At 57.0% G+C, this 23,316-nt stretch carries 15 protein-coding genes; 7 read left to right on the top strand and 8 right to left on the bottom strand.

Features of this window, described 5'->3' with window-relative positions:
• Positions 1–5: 5 nt before the first annotated feature.
• A complete protein-coding gene (gene malP, locus M2407_RS21425; protein ID WP_020837369.1) occupies positions 6–2,411 on the bottom strand; it encodes a maltodextrin phosphorylase in 2,406 nt (801 codons plus the stop codon).
• Positions 2,412–2,953: 542 nt separating this feature from the next.
• Here malP and malT point away from each other — a divergent pair.
• The 6 genes from malT (at position 2,954) to glpD (ending at position 10,293) form a co-directional block, all read left to right on the top strand.
• A complete protein-coding gene (malT, locus tag M2407_RS21420; RefSeq protein WP_020837370.1) occupies positions 2,954–5,668 on the top strand; it encodes an HTH-type transcriptional regulator MalT in 2,715 nt (904 codons plus the stop codon).
• Between the two features lie 25 nt (positions 5,669–5,693).
• Entirely contained in the window at positions 5,694–6,242 is a 549-nt protein-coding gene (locus M2407_RS21415) for a GNAT family N-acetyltransferase (RefSeq protein WP_020837372.1), read from the top strand.
• Positions 6,243–6,391: 149 nt separating this feature from the next.
• On the top strand, positions 6,392–6,718 hold the full coding sequence (glpE, locus tag M2407_RS21410; RefSeq protein WP_020837374.1) for a thiosulfate sulfurtransferase GlpE: 327 nt from the start codon (positions 6,392–6,394) through the stop codon (positions 6,716–6,718).
• Between the two features lie 168 nt (positions 6,719–6,886).
• Positions 6,887–7,723 (top strand): rhomboid family intramembrane serine protease GlpG, encoded by an 837-nt coding sequence (gene glpG, locus M2407_RS21405; protein ID WP_020837376.1) that lies wholly within the window; start codon positions 6,887–6,889, stop codon positions 7,721–7,723.
• A 36-nt stretch (positions 7,724–7,759) separates the two neighbouring features.
• Positions 7,760–8,518, top strand: coding sequence for a DeoR/GlpR family transcriptional regulator (locus M2407_RS21400; RefSeq protein ID WP_020837378.1), 759 nt, complete (start codon positions 7,760–7,762; stop codon positions 8,516–8,518).
• Between the two features lie 266 nt (positions 8,519–8,784).
• Positions 8,785–10,293 carry a glycerol-3-phosphate dehydrogenase gene (glpD, locus tag M2407_RS21395; protein WP_046372456.1) on the top strand — a complete coding sequence of 503 codons (1,509 nt, stop codon included), beginning with the start codon at positions 8,785–8,787 and terminating at the stop codon, positions 10,291–10,293.
• Positions 10,294–10,337: 44 nt separating this feature from the next.
• Here glpD and glgP read toward each other — a convergent pair whose 3' ends face one another.
• The 6 genes from glgP to asd form a co-directional block, all read right to left on the bottom strand.
• Positions 10,338–12,785: a glycogen phosphorylase gene (glgP, locus tag M2407_RS21390; RefSeq protein ID WP_259219692.1), complete on the bottom strand. Its 2,448-nt coding sequence runs from the start codon at positions 12,783–12,785 to the stop codon at positions 10,338–10,340.
• Between the two features lie 272 nt (positions 12,786–13,057).
• Positions 13,058–14,491, bottom strand: coding sequence for a glycogen synthase GlgA (gene glgA, locus M2407_RS21385; protein WP_020837382.1), 1,434 nt, complete (start codon positions 14,489–14,491; stop codon positions 13,058–13,060).
• Between the two features lie 331 nt (positions 14,492–14,822).
• On the bottom strand, positions 14,823–16,100 hold the full coding sequence (gene glgC / locus M2407_RS21380; protein ID WP_020837383.1) for a glucose-1-phosphate adenylyltransferase: 1,278 nt from the start codon (positions 16,098–16,100) through the stop codon (positions 14,823–14,825).
• A gap of 12 nt (positions 16,101–16,112) precedes the next feature.
• Positions 16,113–18,098, bottom strand: a complete 1,986-nt coding sequence (glgX, locus tag M2407_RS21375) for a glycogen debranching protein GlgX (protein WP_198640135.1) — start codon at positions 18,096–18,098, stop codon at positions 16,113–16,115.
• Positions 18,095–20,281, bottom strand: coding sequence for a 1,4-alpha-glucan branching protein GlgB (gene glgB / locus M2407_RS21370; RefSeq protein ID WP_020837385.1), 2,187 nt, complete (start codon positions 20,279–20,281; stop codon positions 18,095–18,097). The genes glgX and glgB overlap by 4 nt, the downstream gene beginning before the upstream one ends.
• A 496-nt stretch (positions 20,282–20,777) precedes the next feature.
• Positions 20,778–21,881, bottom strand: a complete 1,104-nt coding sequence (asd, locus tag M2407_RS21365; RefSeq protein WP_020837386.1) for an aspartate-semialdehyde dehydrogenase — start codon at positions 21,879–21,881, stop codon at positions 20,778–20,780.
• A 213-nt stretch (positions 21,882–22,094) separates the two neighbouring features.
• Here asd and M2407_RS21360 point away from each other — a divergent pair, with 213 nt between their 5' ends.
• Positions 22,095–22,688 carry a YhgN family NAAT transporter gene (locus M2407_RS21360; RefSeq protein ID WP_041415736.1) on the top strand — a complete coding sequence of 198 codons (594 nt, stop codon included), beginning with the start codon at positions 22,095–22,097 and terminating at the stop codon, positions 22,686–22,688.
• Positions 22,689–22,736: 48 nt separating this feature from the next.
• On the opposite strand, the gene gntK is transcribed toward M2407_RS21360, so the two are convergent.
• Positions 22,737–23,264, bottom strand: coding sequence for a gluconokinase (gene gntK, locus M2407_RS21355; protein WP_020837388.1), 528 nt, complete (start codon positions 23,262–23,264; stop codon positions 22,737–22,739).
• Between the last annotated feature and the right edge of the window lie 52 nt (positions 23,265–23,316).

Below are 23,316 nucleotides of genomic sequence, written 5' to 3'. Positions count from 1 at the left end.
TCTCCTTAACGCTTGGCTTGCCAGATACGCTGCTGGTAGTCGCGGATCGAGCGATCCGAGCTGAACATCCCAACGCGTGCGGTGTTAAGAATAGTACGACGCGTCCATTCATCACGGTCACGATAGAGTTCGTCTACCTGCTGTTGAGCTTTACAGTAAGAAGCAAAGTCCGCCAGCACCAAATAAGGGTCGCCGCCTTCCAGCAGGCTGTGCAGCATCATGTCGAAAGCATGCTTGTCACCGTTGCTAAATGCGCCGCTCGCCAATTCGTCCAGAATCGCTTTCAGATGTTTGTCTTTCTTGCGGTAGCTGAGCGGATCGTAGCCTTTCGCCAGCAGCGCCTTCACCTGATCCACGGTATTACCGAAGATAAAGATGTTGTCTTCGCCCACCTGCTCGGCGATTTCCACGTTAGCGCCATCCAGCGTGCCGACGGTCAGCGCGCCGTTTAACGCCAGCTTCATATTGCCGGTCCCTGAAGCTTCTTTACCGGCGGTGGAGATCTGCTCGGAGATATCCGCGGCCGGGATCATCAGCTCAGCGACGGAAACGCGGTAGTCAGGAATAAACGCCACTTTCAGGCGATCCTTCACCAGCGGATCGTTGTTGATCTTCGACGCCGCCTGGTTGATCGCATAAATGATGTTTTTCGCCAGGTAATAGCCCGGAGCTGCTTTGGCGCCGAACAGGAACACGCGCGGCACGATATCCAGCTGCGGGTTATCACGCAGTTGACGATACAGCGACAGGATATGCAGCAGGTTAAGGTGCTGGCGTTTGTATTCGTGCAGGCGCTTGATCTGCACGTCGAAAATCGCGTCCGGGTTCAGTTTCAACCCCATGACGTCGTGCACGTAATTGGCCAATACGACTTTATTATCGCGCTTGATTTGCTGATAACGCTGACGGAACGCCGCGTCATCGGCGTACTTCTCCAACCCCTTCAGCGCGTCAAGATCGTTAGCCCACTCTACCTTCAGCGTTTCGTCAATCAGCCCAGACAACGCCGGGTTACATTGCTTCAGCCAGCGGCGCGGCGTGATGCCGTTGGTGACGTTGTGGAATTTGTTCGGCCACAGTTGGTGATATTCCGGGAACAGATCTTTCACCACCAGATCGGAGTGCAATTGCGCCACGCCGTTGACCGCAAAGCCGCTGACCACGCACAGGTTAGCCATGCGGACCTGCTTGTTATGGTGTACTGCCAACTTGGCCCACACCGCGTCGTCACCCGGCCAGTGCTTGTCCACCAGCTTTTTGAAGTTGGCGTTGATCTGCTTGATGATGGAGAAGTGGCGCGGCAGCAGGCTGCGTACCAGTTTCTCATCCCAGCACTCCAACGCCTCCGGCATCAGGGTATGGTTGGTGTAGGCGAAGGTCTTGCTGGTGATGGCCCAGGCGGCATCCCACTCCAACTGATGCTCATCCAACAGAATGCGCAGCATTTCCGGAATGGCGATGGTCGGGTGAGTGTCGTTAAGCTGGATCACTTCGTACTTCGGCAGATCTTCAATTTTGCGGCCTGCCAGATGGTGCTTACGCAGGATATCCGCCACCGAACAGGCGCACTGGAAGTATTGTTGCATCAGGCGCAGGCGCTTGCCTGCCTGGTGGTTGTCATTCGGGTACAGCACCTTGGTCAGCTTGGCCGCTTCAACGCCCTGCTTCTCCGCCTGCAGGAATTTACCGTCGTTGAAATCACTCAGATTAAACGGATGCTGATGCGTCGCCTGCCACAGGCGCAGCGGTTGAGTCACGCCATTGCGGAAGCCCAATACCGGCAGATCCCAGGCCTCGCCGCGCAGGGTAAATGCCGGACGCCACAGTTCACGGCCATCGGCCAATTTCTCCAGTTTCCCGCCGATGCCCACATCCACCGACAGCGCGGCGTTGTGGCGGAACCACGGGTAGCTTTCGCGCTGCCAGTTATCCGGCGCTTCCTGCTGCTGGCCGTCGCTAAACGACTGGCGGAACAGCCCGTATTGGTAATTCAACCCGTAGCCGGTGGCCGGTTGTTCCACCGTCGCCATCGAATCCAGGAAACAGGCCGCCAAACGCCCCAGCCCGCCATTGCCCAACGCCGGATCGGTTTCCTGCTCCAGCAGATCCGCCAGCTTGATGTCCTGCTCCGCCAATGCCTGCTCGACGGTGTCATACCAGCCCAGGTTAATCAGGTTGTTGGCCGTCAGGCGACCAATCAGAAACTCCATCGAAATGTAGTTCACGTGGCGCAGCGGCTTACTGCTTTTGCGCGGTGCAGGCTGCGCAGCCAACTGCTCGGCCAACGCCGCGCTTACCGCCTCCCACCATTGGTGCTGAGTCATTTGTTGTGCAGAACTGAGGCCAAACTTTTGCCACTGACGGGTCAGTGCCGCCAGGAAAGCATCCTTTTTAAGCGTAGGCTGGGACATAAAAAACTCTCTATCCAGTAAGTGGGTCAAATTAGCGTTATCGTGCCGGGGAGAAAGAGTGAAGGCATCATCCCGCCTGGGGATTAGCTGGGGAGGAGGATTGGGGCGTAGCTAAAATTGTGATCTCAGGCACTTTTTGACTCCCTTGCATCATGCAAAAAAGCCCACCGACGGACGCGGCGAGCACTGAGAACCAGGTGAAAACTTGTTCAATGACGTTAGCACAGTTATCGCAGAGGCTACAGTCGCCTGCGCGCCCATAAATGCTTTCTTGTACCTGCGTCACTCAAGCGCGCTAAAACACCACGGTTCCACAGGGCTTTAGCTGTAAACGTAAAAAAGTGTGATCAATAGCAATATAACTCCAAGCCAATGCGGAACCTTGTTGCAATACGTTTAACGTTGTCAGAAGTTAGGAGGGGGATTAATTACGAGCCATAAAATAATTAACCCTACTCCGATCCCGGCAGGCGTCGCGCTGCAATGAACGCCAACGGGCAGGCCAACGGCTACGGAAACCGCGATTTTCACTCTGGAATACTATGCTGATCCCATCGAAACTGAGCCGTCCGGTACGGCTGCAAAATACCGTGATCCGCGATCGCCTGCTGGCCAAATTAGCCAGCACGGCCAACTATCGCCTGACATTGGTCAATTGCCCTGCGGGATACGGGAAAACGACGCTGGTCGCACAGTGGGCGGCCGGTAAATCAGATCTGGGCTGGTACTCGCTGGATGAAAGTGACAACCAACCCGAGCGCTTCGCCAGCTACCTGATCGCCGCCTTGCAACACGCCAGCGGCGGCCACTGCGTCAAAAGCGAAGCACTGAGTCAAAAGCATCAGTACGCCAGCCTGTCGGCACTGTTCGCCCAGGTGTTTATCGAGCTTTCCGACTGGCATCAGCCACTGTATCTGGTGATTGACGACTACCACCTGATCACCAATGACGTGATTCATGAAGCCATGCGCTTTTTCCTGCGCCACCAGCCGGAAAATCTGACGCTGATCCTGCTGTCCCGCACCTTGCCGCCGTTGGGCATTGCCAATCTGCGCGTGCGTGACCAACTTTTGGAAATGGGCACGCAACAGCTGGCGTTTACCCATCACGAAGCCAAACAGTTCTTTGACTGCCGCCTGACGGCCCCCATGGAACAGCATGACAGCAGCCGGCTGTGCGATGAGGTCGAAGGTTGGGCTACCGCGCTGCAGCTCATTGCGTTATCCGCCCGTCAATCCACTTCTTCCGCCCAGCAGTCGGCCAAACGCCTGGCGGGGCTTAATGCCAGCCACCTGTCGGATTATCTGGTGGACGAAGTGCTGGATCACGTCGATGCCGAGGCGCGCGCCTTCCTGCTGCGTTGTTCGGTGCTGCGTTCCATGAACGATGCGCTGATCGTCCGCCTGACCGGCGAAGACAACGGCCAGCAACGGCTGGAAGAGCTGGAGCGTCAGGGCTTATTTATCCACCGCATGGACGACAGCGGCGAGTGGTTCTGTTTCCACCCGTTATTCGCCACCTTCCTGCGTCAGCGTTGCCAATGGGAATTGGCGCTGGAACTGCCGGGCCTGCACCGGGCCGCCGCCGAAGGTTGGCTGGCGCTGGGGTATCCGGCGGAGGCAATCCACCACGCGCTGGCGGCCAGCGATGTCAGCATGCTGCGCGATATCCTGTTGCAGCATGCCTGGTCGCTGTTCCACCACAGTGAGCTGGCCCTGCTGGAAGAGTGTCTGAACGCGCTTCCTTACGAAAAGCTGATCCAAAACCCCAAGCTTGCACTGCTGCAGGCCTGGCTGGCGCAGAGCCAGCACCGCTATATCGAAGTGAATACCCTGCTGGAGCGCGCCGAACAGGCAATGCGCGAGCATAAAATTGACGTCGATCGCACCCTGCACGCCGAATTTGATGCCCTGCGCGCGCAGGTGGCAATCAACGCCGGCAAGCCGGAAGAGGCCGAACGCCTGGCCACCGAAGCGCTGAAATTCCTGCCGCTTTCCAGCTATTACAGCCGCATCGTCGCCACCTCGGTCACCGGCGAAGTCCATCACTGCAAGGGCGAGCTGGCTCGCGCACTGCCGATGATGCAGCAGACCGAGCAGATGGCCCGACGCCATCAGGCTTACCACTACGCGCTTTGGGCGCTGCTGCAGCAGAGCGAAATTCTGATTGCGCAGGGGTTCCTGCAGGCCGCCTACGAAACGCAGGACAAAGCTTTTGAGCTGGTGCGCGAACAGCATCTGGAACAGCTGCCGATGCACGAGTTCCTGCTGCGTATCCGTTCACAAATCCTGTGGTCCTGGTCGCGGCTGGACGAAGCGGAAGACGCCGCCCGCGAAGGCCTGAAAATCCTGGCCAACTATCAGCCTCAACAGCAGCTGCAGTGCATGGCCATGTTGGCCAAGTGCTCGCTGGCGCGTGGCGATCTGGATAACGCCAATGCGCACATGCAACGTTGTGAAGTCCTGCTGCACGGCTCTCAATACCACCGCGACTGGCTGACCAATGCCGACAAACCGCGGGTGATCCACTGGCAGATGACCGGCGACACCGCAGCCGCGGCCCAATGGCTGCGCCAGACCGAAAAACCCGGCATGGCGGACAACCACTTTATGCAAGGCCAGTGGCGCAACATTGCCCGGGTACAAATCATGCTGGGCCAGTATGAAGAGGCCGAAGTGGTGCTCGACGAGCTCAACGACAATGCCCGCCGCCTGCGCCTGGTCAGCGATCTGAACCGTAACCTGTTGCTCAGCAACCAGCTTTACTGGCAGATGGAGCGTAAAAGCGACGCGCAGAAGGTCCTGATGGAGGCGCTTTCACTGGCCAGCCGTACCGGATTTATCAGCCATTTCGTCATTGAAGGCGAAGCGATGGCGCAGCAACTGCGCCAATTGATTCAGCTTAATACGCTGCCGGAGTTGGAAAATCATCGCGCCCAACGTATTCTGCGCGACATCAATCAACATCACCGGCATAAGTTCGCGCATTTTGACGAGAACTTCGTCGATAAGCTGCTAACTCATCCACAGGTACCGGAACTGATCCGCACCAGCCCGCTGACGCAGCGCGAATGGCAGGTTCTGGGGCTGATTTATTCCGGCTACAGCAACGATCAAATTGCCGGCGAACTGGACGTGGCGGCTACCACCATCAAAACCCATATCCGTAACCTGTACCAGAAGTTGGGCGTAGCCCATCGCCAGGAAGCGGTACAGCAGGCGCAGCAACTGCTGAAGATGATGGGGTACGGCGCCTGACGAATACAGAAAGGACTCATCGATTATGGAAGATGTCATTATTGGCAACGCTAAAAAAACTGATGCGGGAGAGGTGGTAAGGCTTATCGCACTGGCGGATAAAGATGCGGTACTGGCCCTGTCTGGCAAAGACGATATCAACGAAGCCCTGTTTCAGTACGAAGTGAACTTCGGCCGCCATGATGTCTATTTTGGCTATAAAAACGTCTTCGTGGCTCGGGACCAGGAAAAAATACTTGGCTGTATCCTGTATTTCAAAGGAGAAGATGAGTCAGGGTTCACAGCCATAACAGAACATCGAGCTGAAATGGAAAATGAATCAGACCCCGATGAAATATATATAGATTCCCTGGCCGTCCTGCCGGAGTGCAGAGGACGAGGGATAGCAAAATCTCTGATTAGCCGTGTTGTTGAGGAAGCCGGGCGACAAGGGCTCAATAAAGTCGGCCTTCTGGCAGATACGAAAAAACCTCATCTGAAAGCACTGTATCGCAAGCTAGGGTTCAAGGTGACGGCGGAGATAGAGCTCCTCAACGATCGCTACGAAAAGATGACGGTCGAAACGGGAGTTTAATGAGTCAGGAAAAGGGCGCCCTTTTCCTGATAGTGTTCTATATAGCAGCAGTACAACTGGTGTAATAAACCACAATTTTCATCTGGTCTTAATTGCCGCGAAATTGACTACAATGGCGGCATATTCTTATTACGAGGCAGTTGGCAGTTATGGAACAGTTTGAAGCGATCAACGTTGAGCAGGCGCACAGCCGTTGGAAAGACGACAGCGCCGCGCTGGTCGACATCCGCGATCCCCAGAGTTTTGAAGCCGGGCACACGCCAGGCGCCTTTCACCTGACCAACGCCAGCCTGCAGACCTTTATGCAGCAAAACGACTTTGATCGTCCGGTGATGGTGATGTGCTACCACGGCAACAGCAGCCGCAGCGCGGCGCAATACCTGCTGCATCAGGGGTTTGACGCGGTGTACAGCATTGACGGCGGCTTCGAGGCATGGGCACGCCAATATCCTCAGGACGTTGAAACCTCCGCATAATCCTCCCCCCGCCGTCTGCGGCGGGTTCCTTTTTCGCGCTTTTAGTGAGTGTTTTTGCGGGTTTTTCGCAGATCTGCTGCCTGCGCTCAGGATTTCGACGGTATAATCGGCCGTCAACGCCATCGGGGTAAACCGGCGGCTAAAATCATTCACTTAGACGGAAAAGCCATGGTTAGAGTAATCGCCGTATCCAACCCCCGCCTGGCGCAGGCCTTTGTCGACTATATGGCGACACAGGGCATCGAGCTACGGGTGCACAACAGCGGCGAAGCGGCAGAGATCTGGCTGGCTGACGACAGCCATCTGGAGCAGGTACAACATGAGCTGCAGCAGTTTCTGATCGATCCACTCAACAGCCGCTACCGGGCCGCCAGTTGGCAGGCCGGCAAGACCGACGCCGAGCTGCACTACCAGGGCTATTCTTATCTGCACACCTTGCGCAGCAAGGCCGGTCCGCTGACGCTGAGCGTGATGGCGCTGTGCATTGTGGTCTATATCCTGATGCAGATACTGGGCGACGACGCGGTAATGTACTGGCTGTCCTGGCCGCAGAACAGCGAGCAGTACACGCAACTGTGGCGCTGGGTCAGCCATGCTTTCCTGCATTTCTCGCTGCTGCACATCACCTTTAACCTGATGTGGTGGTGGTATCTCGGCGGCCCGATGGAAAAACGCCTCGGCGCCGGCAAGCTGTTCGTGCTGGCGGTGGTCTCGGCCTTTTTCAGCGGTTGGGCGCAGTCGCTGTTCAGCGGTGCCTTGTTCGGTGGCCTGTCCGGCGTAGTCTATGCGCTGATGGGTTACTGCTGGCTTAGCGGCGAACGTGCACCGGAACGCGGTCTGATGCTGCCACGCGGCCTGATGGTGTTTTCGGTTCTGTGGCTGGTGGCCGGATATTTCGATATTTTAGGAATGTCGATCGCTAACGCGGCACACGTAGCCGGTTTAGTGTTAGGGTTATTGATGGCATTTTGGGACACGCGTCATCGCGCGCACAACGAACAATAACAGCCAGGTACAAGCCGGGCGTTTTAGGGGATTATCGTGAAGCAAACACAGCGTCATGACGCAATTATCGAGCTGGTGCGCCTGCAGGGGTATGTCAGCACGGAAGAACTGGTCGAACATTTTGACGTCAGCCCGCAAACGATTCGCCGTGATTTGAATGACCTGGCCGATCAGAACAAAATCCAACGTCACCACGGTGGCGCCGCGCTGCCCTCCAGCTCGGTGAACGCCGCGTATAACGATCGTAAAGTGATGTGGTCGGAACAGAAAGCGCGTATTGCCCAACGCGTCGCCAGCCAAATCCCGGACGGTGCCACGCTGTTTATCGACATCGGCACCACGCCGGAAGCGGTCGCCCATGCACTGATGAATCACAAGAACCTGCGCGTGGTGACCAATAACCTGAACGTCGCCACCCTGCTGACCGCCAAAGAAGATTTCCGTTTGATCCTGGCCGGTGGTGAAGTGCGCACCCGCGATGGCGGCATCATGGGCGAGGCCACGCTGGACTTTATCTCCCAGTTCCGTCTCGATTACGGCATTCTCGGTATCAGCGGCATCGATATGGACGGCTCGCTGCTCGAATTCGATTATCACGAAGTGCGCACCAAACGCGCAATTATCGAAAACTCACGCTGCGTGATGCTGGTGACCGACCACTCCAAATTCGGCCGTAACGCGATGGTCAACCTCGGTAACATGAACCTGATCGACTATCTGTTTACCGACCAACTGCCACCGCCAAGCGTGATGAAAATCATCGAGCAGTACGACGTACAGCTCGAACTGTGCTAAGCCCTCTCCGTCACGTTTAACCCTGCGGTACCGCTTTTTACCTCCGTTATTCCTGCCGTTTTCTCCGGGGTTCAGCCTGCTGGCCCCGGTCATTCTTGATCGAAATACCCCTTCTTTTTGTATACCTACTATCACCAAACTGTTACCTCTATCACGCCTAAATGTTTTTGTTTGGTTAAGTCTTGGCTTGTTTGTTGGTTTTTGATTACAATCATGAGCGAAAACGAACATGAAAGAGCTATTTCGAACATCTGGAGGAAGTTGACGTGGAAACCAAAGACTTGATCGTTATCGGTGGCGGCATCAACGGTGCCGGCATCGCGGCGGATGCTGCCGGGCGCGGCCTGTCCGTACTGCTGCTGGAAGCGCAAGACTTGGCCTGTGCTACGTCTTCCGCCAGTTCCAAACTGATCCACGGTGGCCTGCGCTACCTGGAACACTACGAATTCCGTTTGGTCAGCGAAGCGCTGGCAGAGCGTGAAGTGCTGCTGAAATTGGCACCGCACATTGCCTTCCCTATGCGTTTCCGTCTGCCGCACCAGCCGCACCTGCGTCCGGCCTGGATGATCCGTATCGGTCTGTTCCTGTACGATCACCTGGGTAAACGCACCAGCCTGCCAGGCAGCAAGGGTTTGCGCTTTGGACCAGAATCGGTGCTGAAACCTGAATTGAAGCGCGGTTTCGAATATTCCGACTGCTGGGTCGACGATGCTCGCCTGGTGGTGTTGAACGCCCAGGAAGTGGAAAAACGCGGTGGCGAAGTGCGTACCCGCACCAAGGTCACCCGCGCATGGCGTGAGAATGGCCTGTGGATGGTAGAAGCGGTCGACGTCGACAGCGGCAAAACCTTTACCTGGCGCGCCAAAGGCCTGGTGAACGCCACTGGCCCATGGGTGAAACACTTCTTCGACGACGGCCTGAAGCTGAAATCACCTTACGGTATCCGCCTGATCAAAGGCAGCCACATCGTGGTGCCGCGCGTACACGATCAGCCGCAGTCCTATATTCTGCAAAACGAAGACCACCGTATCGTCTTCGTGATCCCATGGAATGACGAGTTCTCCATCATCGGCACCACCGACGTGGAATACCACGGCGATCCGAAAGACGTGAAGATTGACGATAACGAAATCAACTACCTGCTGAAAGTGTATAACGACCACTTCAAGAAACAGCTGGGCCGTGACGATATCGTCTGGACTTACTCCGGCGTGCGCCCACTGTGCGACGACGAATCGGACTCGCCGCAGGCGGTCACCCGCGACTACACGCTGGACGTGCATGACGAACAGGGTAAAGCGCCGCTGCTGTCGGTGTTCGGCGGTAAACTGACCACCTATCGCAAGCTGGCTGAGCATGCGATGGAAAAACTGTCGCACTACTACCCTGGCTGCGGCCCGGCGTGGACCAAAAACGGTTCGCTGCCAGGCGGCGACATCGGTGGCGATCGCGATAGCTACGCCGCAAAACTGCGCCGCGAGCACAGCTGGCTGCCTGAATCACTGGCGCGTCGCTTTGCACGCACCTACGGCAGCCACAGTGAGCTTATCCTGGCCGGTGCCAACAGCCTCAACGATCTGGGCGAAGATTTCGGTCACGGCCTGCATGAAGCCGAGCTGCGCTACCTGATCGAAAAAGAATGGGTGGTCGAGCTGGATGACGCTATCTGGCGCCGCACCAAGTTGGGCATGTGGCTGGACGAAACGCAGCAGGCACGAGTCAAGGCCTGGCTGGCAGAACACGCGAAAGCGAAAACGCTGTCTCTGGCATCGTAAACCGCTAAACGTTAAAAGGGCCGGATATCCGGCCCTTTTTTACATTACAGCTTAATGGGTTTGATGTGCCAGATTTCGTCCGCATACTCCTGGATGGTGCGGTCGGAAGAGAAGTAGCCCATATTGGCGATATTCAGCACCGCCCGACGCGTCCAGTCGTCCTGATTGCGATACACCTCATCCACCTTGTCCTGCGTATCCACATAGCTGCGGTAATCTGCCAGCAGTTGATAGTGATCGCCCAGATTTACCAGTGAATCAAACAGGTTGCTGTAGCGCTTGGGTTCTTCAGGGCTGTAAACGCCGGTGGCAATCTGGGTCAGCGCCTGATGCAGCTCCGGATCCTGCTCATAGTACAGATGCGGGTTGTAACCGTTGCGGCGTAGCTCCTCCACCTGCTCGGCGGTATTGCCGAAGATGAAGATGTTCTCCGCCCCCACGTGTTCCAGCATTTCAACGTTAGCCCCATCCAGCGTGCCGATAGTCAGCGCGCCATTCAGCGCAAATTTCATGTTACTGGTGCCGGACGCCTCGGTGCCTGCCAGCGAGATCTGTTCGGACAGGTCCGCCGCCGGAATGATCATTTGCGCCAGGCTGACGCTGTAGTTTGGAATGAACACCACTTTCAGCTGCGTATGCACTCGCGGATCGTTGTTGATCACCTTGGCGACGTCGTTGATCAAGCGGATGATTTGTTTGGCGGCGTAATAAGCCGAAGCCGCCTTGCCGGCAAAGATCACCACGCGCGGCACCCGTTCGGTTTCCGGATCCTGCAGCAGGCGGTTATACAGCGTGATCACGTGCAGTACGTTAAGCAGCTGCCGCTTGTACTCGTGGATACGCTTAATCTGTACGTCGAACAGCGCGTCCGGGTTGACCACCACATTCAACGTTTTGGCGATGTAGGTCGCCAGTCGCTCCTTGTTCTGACGTTTGGCGCTTTGCAACGCCTTCAGGAAGCTGGGGTAATCGATATTGGCCTTGATCTCGCTCAGTTGGCTGAGATCGGTACGCCAGGTCTGACCGATGCTGTCGTCCAGCACGTCAGACAGCGGTCGGTTAGCCAGCCCCAGCCAGCGGCGTGGGGTGACACCGTTGGTTTTATTGCAGAATCGATCAGGGAAAATACGGGCGAAATCGGCAAACAGCGATTGCACCATCAGTTCGGAGTGCAGCGCTGAAACGCCGTTAACCTTGTGGCTCGCCACGACCGCCAGCCAGGCCATACGCACCCGGCGACCATTGGTTTCATCAATGATAGACACCCGCGCCAGCAGTTCATTGTCGCCCGGCGCCACTTCCTGCACCTGTTTGAGGAAGTGATCGTTAATCTCGAAAATCAGCTGCAGGTGACGCGGCAGGATCCGACCAATCATGTCCAGCGGCCAGGTTTCCAGCGCTTCGCTCATCAACGTGTGGTTGGTGTAAGAAAACACCTGCTCGACCACCGCCCAGGCATCCAGCCAGCTGAACTTATGTTCGTCGATTAGCCGGTGCATCAGCTCAGGGATAGACAACACCGGGTGGGTATCATTGAGGTGAATGGCAATCTTGTCTGCCAGGTTGTCGAAGCTTTTATGCATCGTCCAATGGCGGTTGAGGATATCCTGCACCGTGGCCGACACCAGGAAATACTCCTGCCGCAGGCGAAGCTCACGCCCAGAATACGTCGAGTCATCGGGATAGAGCACGCGTGATACGTTTTCAGAATGGTTTTTATCCTCAACCGCCGCAAAGTAATCGCCCTGATTGAATTTACCCAGGTTGATTTCATTACTGGCCTGCGCGCTCCACAGCCGCAGCGTATTGGTGGCGTCGGTATCAAAACCGGGGATCACCTGATCGTAAGCGGTGGCGACTACCTCTTCGGTTTCCACCCAGCGCGCCTTGGCGCCTTCCTGCTGGATCCGTCCGCCAAAGCGCACCTTATAGCGGGTGTTATGACGCGGGAACTCCCACGGATTGCCGTATTCCAACCAATAGTCCGGTGACTCCATCTGTTGGCCGTTTACGATATTCTGTTTGAACATGCCGTATTCGTAACGAATGCCGTAGCCCCGACCCGGCAGCGCCAGCGTCGCCAGCGAATCCAGGAAGCAGGCGGCCAATCGCCCCAGCCCGCCGTTGCCCAGCCCTGGATCGTTCTCCTCCTCCAGCAGCTCGCCCAGGCTCAAGCCCATCTCATTCAACGCGTCGTCGATATCCTGATAAATCCCCATCGACAACAAGGCGTTGGACAGCGTCCGGCCAATCAGAAACTCCATCGACAGGTAATAAACCTGGCGCACATCCTGCGAAAGTTGCGCACGGTTAGAACGTAACCAGCGCTCCACCATACGGTCACGCACCGCAAACAGCACGGCATTCAGCCAGTCATGCTGGTTGGCGATAGCCGGATCCTTGCCGACGATAAACATTAACTTATAGGCGATGGAGTGTTTCAGCGCTTCAACACTGACCGTGGGTGAGGTGTAACTAATCGGTGAAGTCATAGCTTTTCGATCCCAAGTTTGTGGCTGCCCGTCGCCTTTCAAGCCGCAGCGTTGTTACCTGCACTTGCTCACCCAGTTACTTACTAAAGTAAGCGCCTGGGGATGAGTAAGCTGGCCACCTGGCTGCAACGTGAAATTCATAGAGCATTACAATAGGTGTTGATATACCCAAAATAATTGGCGCTGCATCAAGGCGGCAAAAAAACTTATCCCGATGAGCTTACACTGGTAAGTGATTCGGGTAAGTGAGTGCAGCCAACACAGAGGCAGCGTCAAATATGACGGGAATAAAGCGACAAATATTCCTTTGCCGCGACCTGCCAGCCAAAATCCACGCTCATGGCGTGGCGCTGGACGTGACGCCAATGCTTCGGCCTGCTCCACAGCACCATGGCGCGCCGAATGGCGTTGCCCAGTGCGGTGGCGTCACAATCATCAAACACAAATCCGCTGGCGCTGCCGTCGGCCAGATTCTCCAACGCGCAGTCCACCACCGTGTCCGCCAGCCCCCCGGTGCGGCGCACCAGCGGCAGCGTGCCGTATTTCAAGCCATAGAGTTGAGTCAGCCCGCAGGGTTCAAAGCGGCTCGGCACCATGATCACATCGGCCCCGCCGATAATGCGGTGCGAGAAAGCTTCGTGGTAACCAATCTGTACGCCAACCTGCTCCGGATAGTCGGCGGCAGCGGCGAGAAACGCCTGTTGCAGCACCGCATCGCCGGCCCCCAGCAGCGCCAGTTGGCCGCCCTGCTCCAGCAGCGCAGGCAGGGCTTCCAGCACCAGATCCAGCCCTTTCTGACTGGTCAGGCGGCTCACTACCGCAAACACCGGCAGCGACTCATCCACCTTAAGGCCCATGGCTTTTTGCAGGTGTAGCTTGTTCTTGACCTTGTTCTTCAGATCGTCAGCGTCGTAACGGGCGGTCAGCCGCGGATCGTGGGACGGGTCCCAAATTTTGTCATCTACGCCGTTAAGAATGCCGCTCAAGCGCCCCTGATGCTGGCGTTCCTGCAGCAGCCCCTCCATACCATAGCCAAACTCCGGCCGGGTGATTTCACGCGCGTAGGTCGGGCTGACGGCGGTGATATGGTCGGCGTAGTACAAACCCGCCTTCAGGAATGACATCTGGCCGTAAAACTCCAGGCCATAGACGTTGTAGAACGAAGGCGGTAACCACAGCTCTGCCACGTGATGGGCGGAGAACAGCCCCTGATAGGCCAGGTTGTGCACGGTGAAGATGGAACGTGCCGGATGGCCATTGGCGGCCAGATAGGCACAGGCCAGCCCCGCATGCCAGTCATGTGCATGCACTATCTGCGGGCGCCAGTACCGATCCAGCCCCTTGGCCAGCTCACAGGCCATCCAGCCCAGCAGGGCAAAGCGTCGGTGGTTGTCGGAATAGGCATTCATTGATTGGTCGTGATACGGGCTACCCGGCCGCTCGTACAGCCAGGGGGCATCAATCAGGTAAATGCCCACGCCGTGGTAGGTGCCGTAACGCAAGCCGACCCGGCCGGCGAAAGAATCGATTTCTGCCACCAGCACCGAGTCCGGTATGCCATTACGCACGTCAGGAAAAGCGGGCAATAACACCCGAACATCGCCGCCCTCGGCGATCTGAGCCGCCGGTAATGCGCCAACCACGTCTGCGAGCCCGCCGGTTTTCAACAGGGGGAACATTTCAGAACATACGTGTAAAACCTGCATTATCACTCCTGAGAATCGGCAAAATTACTCTGGAAAAGCAGGCTTGCCGCTGTTGTTAATCCCGCGTTGTGCAAGCCATCAGTCCGTTATACCCGTCATACTTCAAGCTGCTTGGGTGTTGGCTGAACTATTCGGCCCATCCTTGGGCCTCACCCCTTACGGGGCTGCTGCAAGCAGCGTTCAAATCTGCTCCCGGCAGATTTGTCACTCACCCCAGAAACGATCTTGAGTAAGCTCCTGGGGATTCACTCAGTTACCGCCTACAAGCAACTCGAATTATTTTGGGTATATATAGCGGCAGGCGGCAGTTTTTGCTGCCGACTACCTTAACTCACAACTTTGACAACATTTCGCGCGTAACCAGCACAATGCCACCTTCCGAGCGATAAAAGCGTTTGCTGTCCTCGTCGGCGTTTTCGCCAATCACCATGCCCTCGGGAATATGACAGGCACGGTCGATAATGCAGCGCCGCAGACGGCAGGAACGGCCGACGTTAACGTCCGGCAGCAATACGGTAGAGTCGATGGTGCAGAACGAGTTCACCCGCACCCGCGGGAATAGCACCGAATGCACCACCACCGAACCGGAGACGATGCAACCGCCGGACACCAGCGAGTTCATGGTCATACCGTGGCTACCGGAACGATCCTGTACGAATTTGGCTGGCGGCAGCGGTTCCATATGAGTGCGGATCGGCCAGGCACGGTCATACATATCCAGCTCTGGTGTCACCGAAGCCAGATCGAGGTTGGCGCGCCAGTAGGCCTCGAGCGTACCCACATCACGCCAGTACGGCGGCAGATCGGGGTTGGAGGTCACGCAGGACAGCGTGAACGGGTGCGCCCAAGCCGCTTTCTGGGCGGTGATTTTCGGGATCAGATCCTTGCCGAAATCGTGGGTGGAGCCCGGCGTCGACATGTCCTCTTCCAGCAACTGGAACAGGTAGTCAGCGTTAAAGATGTAGATCCCCATGCTGGCCAGCGACATATCCGGGTTGCCTGGCATCGGCGGCGGGTTGCTGGGTTTTTCCAGGAATTCGAGGATCAGATCGTTTTCGTCCACTTCCATCACGCCGAACTCGCTGGCTTCCTCACGGGGTACCGGCAAGCAGGCAACGGTGCATTGCGCGCCCTTCTCCACGTGGTCGATCAGCATGCGCGAGTAATCCATCTTGTAGATGTGATCGCCCGCCAGGATCACCACATATTCAGCGTCGTAACGGCGAATGATATCCAGGTTCTGGTACACCGCATCCGCCGTGCCCTTGTACCAGTGCTCGGTACTGAGGCGTTGCTGGGCCGGCAACAGATCGACAAACTCGTTCATCTCTTCGTTGAGGAACGACCAACCGCGCTGGATATGCTGCACCAGGGTATGGGACTGGTATTGGGTGATCACGCCGATGCGGCGGATGCCCGAATTCAGACAGTTCGACAGGGCAAAATCGATAATGCGGAATTTACCGCCAAAGTGGACGGCCGGCTTGGCCCGGGTTGAGGTTAAATCTTTCAAACGCGAACCGCGGCCACCGGCCAGGATCAGGGCGACGGACTTAATCGGCAGTTGGCGTGCCAACATCAGGGGGTCTTTATTTTCAAACCTAACCATAGCTGACTCCTTTTATTTTTTCTTTACCAGCACGCAAATCGAGTGCGCAGCCTGGTGCCAGGCGGGTAAAACCGCCCGCGAATCTTCCTGAGTAAAGGGAGCGACAAGCTGCCAATCGCCGACGGGCAACGTCATCTCCACCGCCTGCTGCGTGGCGTTCACGACCACCAGCCAGCGTTGCGACAGACAGATCTGCAAACGCAGTTCACCCTGCTCCCACTCTTGCGCGTCGAGGGGTTGCCCCTGCGCGTTCAGCCACTGCACGCTGCCGTCACCCTCCTGCCACCAGCGGTCTTGCTGCAAGGCAGGGATTTGTTGGCGTAAACGGATCAGTGCTGCGGTGTAATCGGTGAGAGCGTCATCTGCCGTGGCCCAGTCGAGCCAGGTGATAGCGTTGTCCTGACAATAGGCATTGTTGTTGCCCTGCTGGCTGTGTCCATGCTCGTCGCCGGCCAGCAGCATCGGCGTCCCCTGGGACAGCAACAACGTGGCGAGCAGCGCTCGTCGGCTGGCCCTGCGGCGTTGCAAAATGGCATCGTCGGCAATCGGGCCTTCAACACCGTGGTTATTGCTAAAGTTACGATCACTGCCGTCACGGTTACCTTCACCGTTCAGTTGGTTGTGCTTGCGGTTAAAACTGACCAAGTCCTGCAGGGTGAACCCGTCATGAGCGGTCAGCATGTTGATGCTGGCGTACGGCGCACGCCCGCGTTGGTTAAACAGATCACTGGAAGCGGCGAAACGTTGGGCGAACTGCCCCAACGATATGCCGTCCTGCAGCCAGAAACGACGGATATCGTCCCGGTAATGGTCGTTCCACTCGGCGAAGCGCCCCGGGAATTGGCCCACCTGGTAACCGCCAGGCCCGATATCCCACGGCTCGGCGATCAGCTTGCAGCGAGAAAGCAGGTCGTCCGCCAGTATCGCCTGAAACAACGGCGCATCGCGGTCGAACGCAGGCGTACGGCCAAGTACGCTGCCCAGATCGAAGCGGAAGCCATCAACGTGGCATTCGCCCACCCAAAAACGCAGACAGTCCATCACCCAGGCCACGCCCTGTGGCTGATCCAATCGCAGCGTGTTACCGCAGCCGGTATCGTTCACGTAGTCGCCGTCGGGGGTGAGCCAGTAATAGCCCGGGTTATCGATACCGCGCAGCGACAACGTCGGCCCATCGGTATCCAGCTCGGCGCTGTGGTTGAACACCACGTCGAGGATCACCTCAATACCAGCCTTATGCAGCGCTTTTACCGCATCGCGAAACTCGCTCAGCGGCGTCGTATCAGTGCGCAGGCTGGAATAACGGTTATCCGGCGCAAAGGGCGCAAGTACGTTATAGCCCCAGTAATTAATCAGTCCGAGCCGCTGCAGACGCGGTTCAGAACTGTGCTGCTGCACCGGCAACAACTCCAGCGCAGTGATGCCGAGCCGCTTGAAATAGGCAATCATCACCGGGTGACCGAGCGCGGCGAAGCTACCGCGCAACACCGGTGGGATCTCCGGATGCTGCAAGGTCAGGCCGCGCACATGCGCTTCGTAGATCACCGTTTTGCCCCAGGGCGTGGCCGGCGGGCGGTCATCCTGCCAATCGTAAGCTTCGTCAATCACCACGCACTTGGGCATCAGTTCGGCGCTGTCATGCTGATCCGGCCGGTCATAGCCGCCATGCAGATAGGGATCATCTGCAACCGGTCCCTCTACCGCGCGCGCGGCGGGATCCAACAGCAGTTTGTTGGGGTTAAAACGCAACCCCTGCGCAGGATCAAACGGACCATGCACCCGGAAACCGTAACGCTGCCCCGGTTTACCGCCCGGCAGGTAGCCGTGCCAGATATCACCGCTGCGCGCCGTCAGTGGCAGCCGAACCTCCTGCTGCTGCTCGTCAAACAGGCACAGCTCCACCCCCGTGGCTCGGGCGGAATAGAGGCTAAAGTTGATGCCGTTACCGTCATAGCGCGCCCCGAGAGGCGCGGCGATGCCGGGCGTCAGCTCAGTCATTGCGCCTCCCGCAGCAGGTAGATAGTCGCCAATGGCGGTACGGTCACGCTGATCGAATGCTCGCGGCCGTGGTTGCCTATCGGTTCAGACACCACGCGGCCCTGATTGCCGGTATTGCTGCCGTGATAATGATGCGAGTCGGTATTGAGGATTTCCCGGTATTCGCCGGCACGCGAAATGCCGATGCGATAATGATGGCGCGGTACCGGAGTGAAGTTGCTGACGGCAATCAGCTCATTACCCTGCGAATCGTAACGGGCAAAGGCGAACACCGAGTTGTCGTGGTCGTCCACCACCAGCCACTCAAAGCCGTCAGGGCGATAGTCGCGCTCATACAACGGCGCCTGCTGTTGATAGCAATGGTTGAGATCGCGCACCAGCCGTTGCACGCCGTGGTGCCAGCCGTCCAACCCTTCCAGCAGGTGCCAGTCGAGGCTGCTGTCGAAGTTCCATTCGCGCCCCTGGGCAAATTCGCAGCCCATAAACAGCAGCTTCTTGCCCGGATGCGCCCACATAAAGCCGTAGTAGGCGCGCAGGTTGGCAAACTTCTGCCAGGCATCGCCGGGCATGCGGTCGAGCACCGATTTCTTGCCATGCACCACTTCGTCATGGGAAATCGGCAGCACAAAGTTCTCGGTGTAGGCGTACAACATGCCGAAAGTCATCTGATTGTGATGATATTTACGGTGCACCGGGTCGCATTTCATGTAGTTAAGCGTGTCGTGCATCCACCCCAGGTTCCATTTGTAATGGAATCCCAGGCCATTGGATTCCGGCGGCAGCGTCACCCCTGGGTAATCGGTGGATTCTTCCGCCAGCGTCACCGCGCCGGGGCGCTCCTTGCCGACGGTGTGGTTGGTATAACGCAGGAAGGCGATGGCCTCCAGGTTCTCGTTACCGCCGTAGTAATTCGGCACCCATTCGCCGTCAGCGCGGCTGTAATCACGGTAGATCATCGAGGCTACCGCATCGACGCGCAGCGCATCTATGCCATAACGCTCCAGCCAGTAAAGGGCATTACCTGCCAGATAATTACGCACCTCGTTGCGGCCATAGTTATAGATCAGGGTATTCCAGTCCTGATGAAAGCCTTCGCGCGGATCGGCGTATTCATACAGCGCGGTGCCGTCGAAGTTCGCCAGGCCATAGGCGTCGCTGGGAAAATGCCCCGGCACCCAGTCGAGGATCACGTTAATGCCGGCCCGATGCGCCGCAGCCACAAACGCCTTAAAGTCAGCCGGAGTGCCGAAACGTCGGGTCGGCGCGTACAGACCTAAAGGCTGATAACCCCAACTGCCGTCAAACGGGTGCTCGTTAATCGGCAGCAGCTCGATATGGGTGAATCCCATGTCCTTGACGTAATCAATCAGCTGCACGGCCAGTTCACCGTAGCTGAGCCAGAAATTATCGTCGGTGTGGCGGCGCCACGAGCCAAGATGCACTTCGTAGATAGAAATCGGGCGGTCAAAATCATTGGCCCGTTGACGTTGCGGGGTGTTTTCTACCACTTCAGGCAACGGAGTGACCAACGACGCGGTGTCCGGTCGCATCTGCGCTTCAAATGCGTAAGGATCGGCCTTGAGCTGGGTGTTGCCGTAGCAGTCGATGATTTCATATTTGTACAACTGCCCGGCCTTCACGCCCGGCAGAAACAGCTCCCAAATGCCATTTTCACGACGCAGGCGCATCGGATGGCGGCGTCCGTCCCAAAAGTTGAATTCCCCCACCACCGAGACTCGCTGGGCGTTGGGTGCCCAAACGGCAAAACTGACGCCTTCGACGTCATCGAGCGTGGCGAGATGAGCGCCCAAACGTTCATAAGGACGCAAATGGGTCCCTTCAGCCAACAGCCAACTGTCGATATCCTGCAGCAGGGTGCCGAAGCGGTAGGGATCGTCGACGATCTGTTGGTGATCGTGCCAGCGCACATCAAACTGATAGCGGAACGGCGTTTTACGGCGCGGCACCGTGGCGCTGAAAAAACCCCGCTCATCATCACAGTTCAGCTGCACCAATCGGCGGCCGGTTTGCTGATCCCGCAGCCAGACTTCGCTGGCGTCAGGCAACAGCGCACGCACCTGCAGGCCGTTGTCGACCGCATGCATGCCAAGCAGGGAAAAAGGATCGGCAGAGTTGCCGGAGAAAAGCTGATCAATCACGTCACGATCGGGAAGTACAGGCATAGTCTTCTTCCTAAGATTAAGAGCATGATTTATAAGAGGCCACGCAGCCCATCGCCTTTCAGGTTACAGCGGCGTTGGCTGTACCTTGAGATCCACAGGGCGTAACGCTTAATCCATAGCCGTTTTGGTTATCATGCAATTCATTCGGTTCCTAAAGCGTGATTACAGTCGGTTATTGATCAATTTTCACCCTACCGACCCGAATACCGCTCTTTATGCTTATTTTTGGTGCTGGCGAAAATTTATCCGCCAGCCCTTTAAGCATAGCTAATGTCAGTTAAAAACATTGCCGCATTACCAGGAAAAAGCTTCATTAAGAAAACTGCCAGCCTGACAGCGTCTTTGCGCTGCTGCCCGCATGGTGGAGTGCCGATGGCTTGTGTGCTTTCTCCCCTTTGCAGCGACTTAGTCCATAGCGCGCCGAAACGGAGAAAAAGGAAGAAAATAAGGCTTTTGAGGGCTGAAAGAGCTCAGCCCTCGGGAAGTACAGTTCAGGTTACAGCAGGATACGCAGCATGCGGCGCAGCGGTTCAGCCGCACCCCACAGCAACTGGTCACCCACGGTGAACGCAGACAGGTATTCCGGCCCCATATTCAGCTTACGCAGACGGCCGACTGGCGTATTCAGCGTCCCGGTAACCGCAGCCGGCGTCAGTTCACGCATGGTCAGTTCACGGTCGTTAGGGATCACCCGCACCCAATCATTGTGGGTCGCCAGCATCTGCTCGATTTCCGGCAGCGAAACGTCTTTTTTCAGTTTCAGGGTGAATGCCTGGCTATGGCAACGCAACGCGCCAACGCGCACGCACAGGCCATCAACCGGGATCACGCTGCTGCTGTTGAGGATTTTGTTGGTTTCCGCCTGGCCTTTCCACTCTTCGCGGCTCTGGCCGTTATCGAGCTGCTTGTCGATCCACGGGATCAGGCTGCCGGCCAGCGGCACGCCAAAGTTATCGGTTGGCAGTTTGCCGCTGCGGGTGGCCGCAGTGACTTTACGTTCGATATCCAAAATGGCCGATGCCGGATCCTGCAGCTCTTTCGCCACGTCTGCGTGCAGCATGCCCATTTGAGTCAACAGCTCACGCATGTGGCGCGCGCCGCCGCCGGAAGCGGCCTGATAGGTCGCAACGGATGCCCACTCGACCAGGTTGTTGGCGAACAGGCCGCCCAGCGACATCAGCATCAGGCTGACGGTGCAGTTGCCGCCGACAAAGGTCTTGATGCCTTTGTCCAGGCCCTGCTGAATCACGTCGCGGTTGACCGGGTCCAGAATGATAATCGCGTCATCCTGCATGCGCAGTGAAGAAGCGGCATCAATCCAGTAGCCTTGCCAACCGGTTTCACGCAGCTTCGGGTAAATTTCGTTGGTATAATCGCCGCCCTGGCAGGTAATAATGATGTCGAGCGCGCTCAGCGCATCAACATCGTAAGCATCTTGCAGCGTGCCCTGCTGGCCGCCGAATGCCGGCGCCGCAGAACCGTGCTGCGAAGTGGAGAAAAAGACCGGGCGAATGGCGTCGAAATCGCGCTCTTCCGTCATGCGTTGCATGAGTACGGAGCCGACCATTCCGCGCCAACCGATGAAACCAACGTTTTTCATATGACTGTCCTGCCTTGGAGGATGACTGCTATAAGTTGTGTGCACTATCTCTCCACCTTACAAAATGTCAGCGCAGGCGCAAAGTGAATTTATTCGATAGCTGAACGATTCTCAGCAATCCTTCTTATATACCCCGTTGTCTTTCAAGCCATCGGGGATGGGTTAGTGCGTGGGTCGGGATGGCCGACACGTTTTTCAGATGCAGAGGTAATGATGACAGAGATGATTTCCGTCACGGTGTTGCTGTTTTTAATCATGGATCCGCTAGGCAACTTGCCGATTTTCATGTCGGTACTCAAACATCTGGAACCGCGCCGACGCCGGGTGGTGGTGATCCGCGAATTGCTGATCGCCCTGTTGTTAATGCTGATATTCCTGTTCGCCGGCGAGAAAATTCTGGCGTTCCTCAACCTGCGAACCGAAACCGTGTCCATTTCCGGCGGGATTATTTTGTTTCTGATCGCCATCAAAATGATTTTCCCTACGCAGGAGGGCAACAGCAGCGGGCTTTCCGCCGGGGAAGAACCCTTCCTGGTCCCGCTCGCCATCCCACTGGTCGCCGGGCCTTCGATTCTGGCGGCGCTAATGCTGCTCTCGCACCAGTATCCGAACCAGATTTCACATCTGGTTGTGGCGCTGCTGATTGCCTGGGGGATTTCTGCCGCTATTTTGCTGATGTCGGACTTGTTCCTGCGCCTGCTGGGCAGTAAAGGCGTGAGCGCGCTGGAAAGGCTGATGGGGCTGATTCTGGTGATGCTGTCGACCCAGATGTTCCTGGACGGCGTGCGGGCTTACATGAAGCTGTAGTGAATAAACGGGCGCCTGTGCGGCGCCGGCTTAGGGTGGCAGCCCGGATTACTGGGCTGCAACATGCCGAATATAGGCAAGAGTATCGGCGACTACGCCATCCAGCGGCTGATCGATATCAATCGCCTGCACATCCGGCTCCTGCGCGCCCGGCTCTTCCAGGGTGGCAAATTGGGAAACCAGCATCTGCGGCTTGAAGAAATGCCCTTTGCGCTGCTTCAGGCGCTCTTCAATCACCGCCTTGTCACCCTTCAGATAGATGAAATGCAGGTTGCGGTTGCCTTCACGCAGGCGGTCGCGATAGCTTTTTTTCAGCGCCGAGCACACCAGCAGAGAGACGTCATTGGTGCGTTCCATGGCAAAGATAGCGTCATTCAATGCGGCCAGCCACGGGGCGCGATCGTTATCGTCCAGCGCATGCCCGGCGGCCATTTTGTTAATGTTGGCGCGCGGGTGCAGGTAGTCTCCGTCCAGCATCGCGGCATGAGCTTCATGGGCAACGGCGCTGGCGACGGCAGACTTTCCGCTGCCTGAAACGCCCATCAAAATAAATACGTGGTGCTGTGGATTACTCATAATGTCATGCCCTTACGGAGTCAGATGTACGTTCTGGCAACGGGATACACCG

Source organism: Serratia sp. BIGb0234 (assembly GCF_024809915.1).
In the GTDB taxonomy this organism is placed as follows: domain Bacteria; phylum Pseudomonadota; class Gammaproteobacteria; order Enterobacterales; family Enterobacteriaceae; genus Serratia; species Serratia liquefaciens.
Note: the sequence above shows the minus strand (reverse complement) of the source record. Positions and strands in the feature narration are given on the sequence as shown.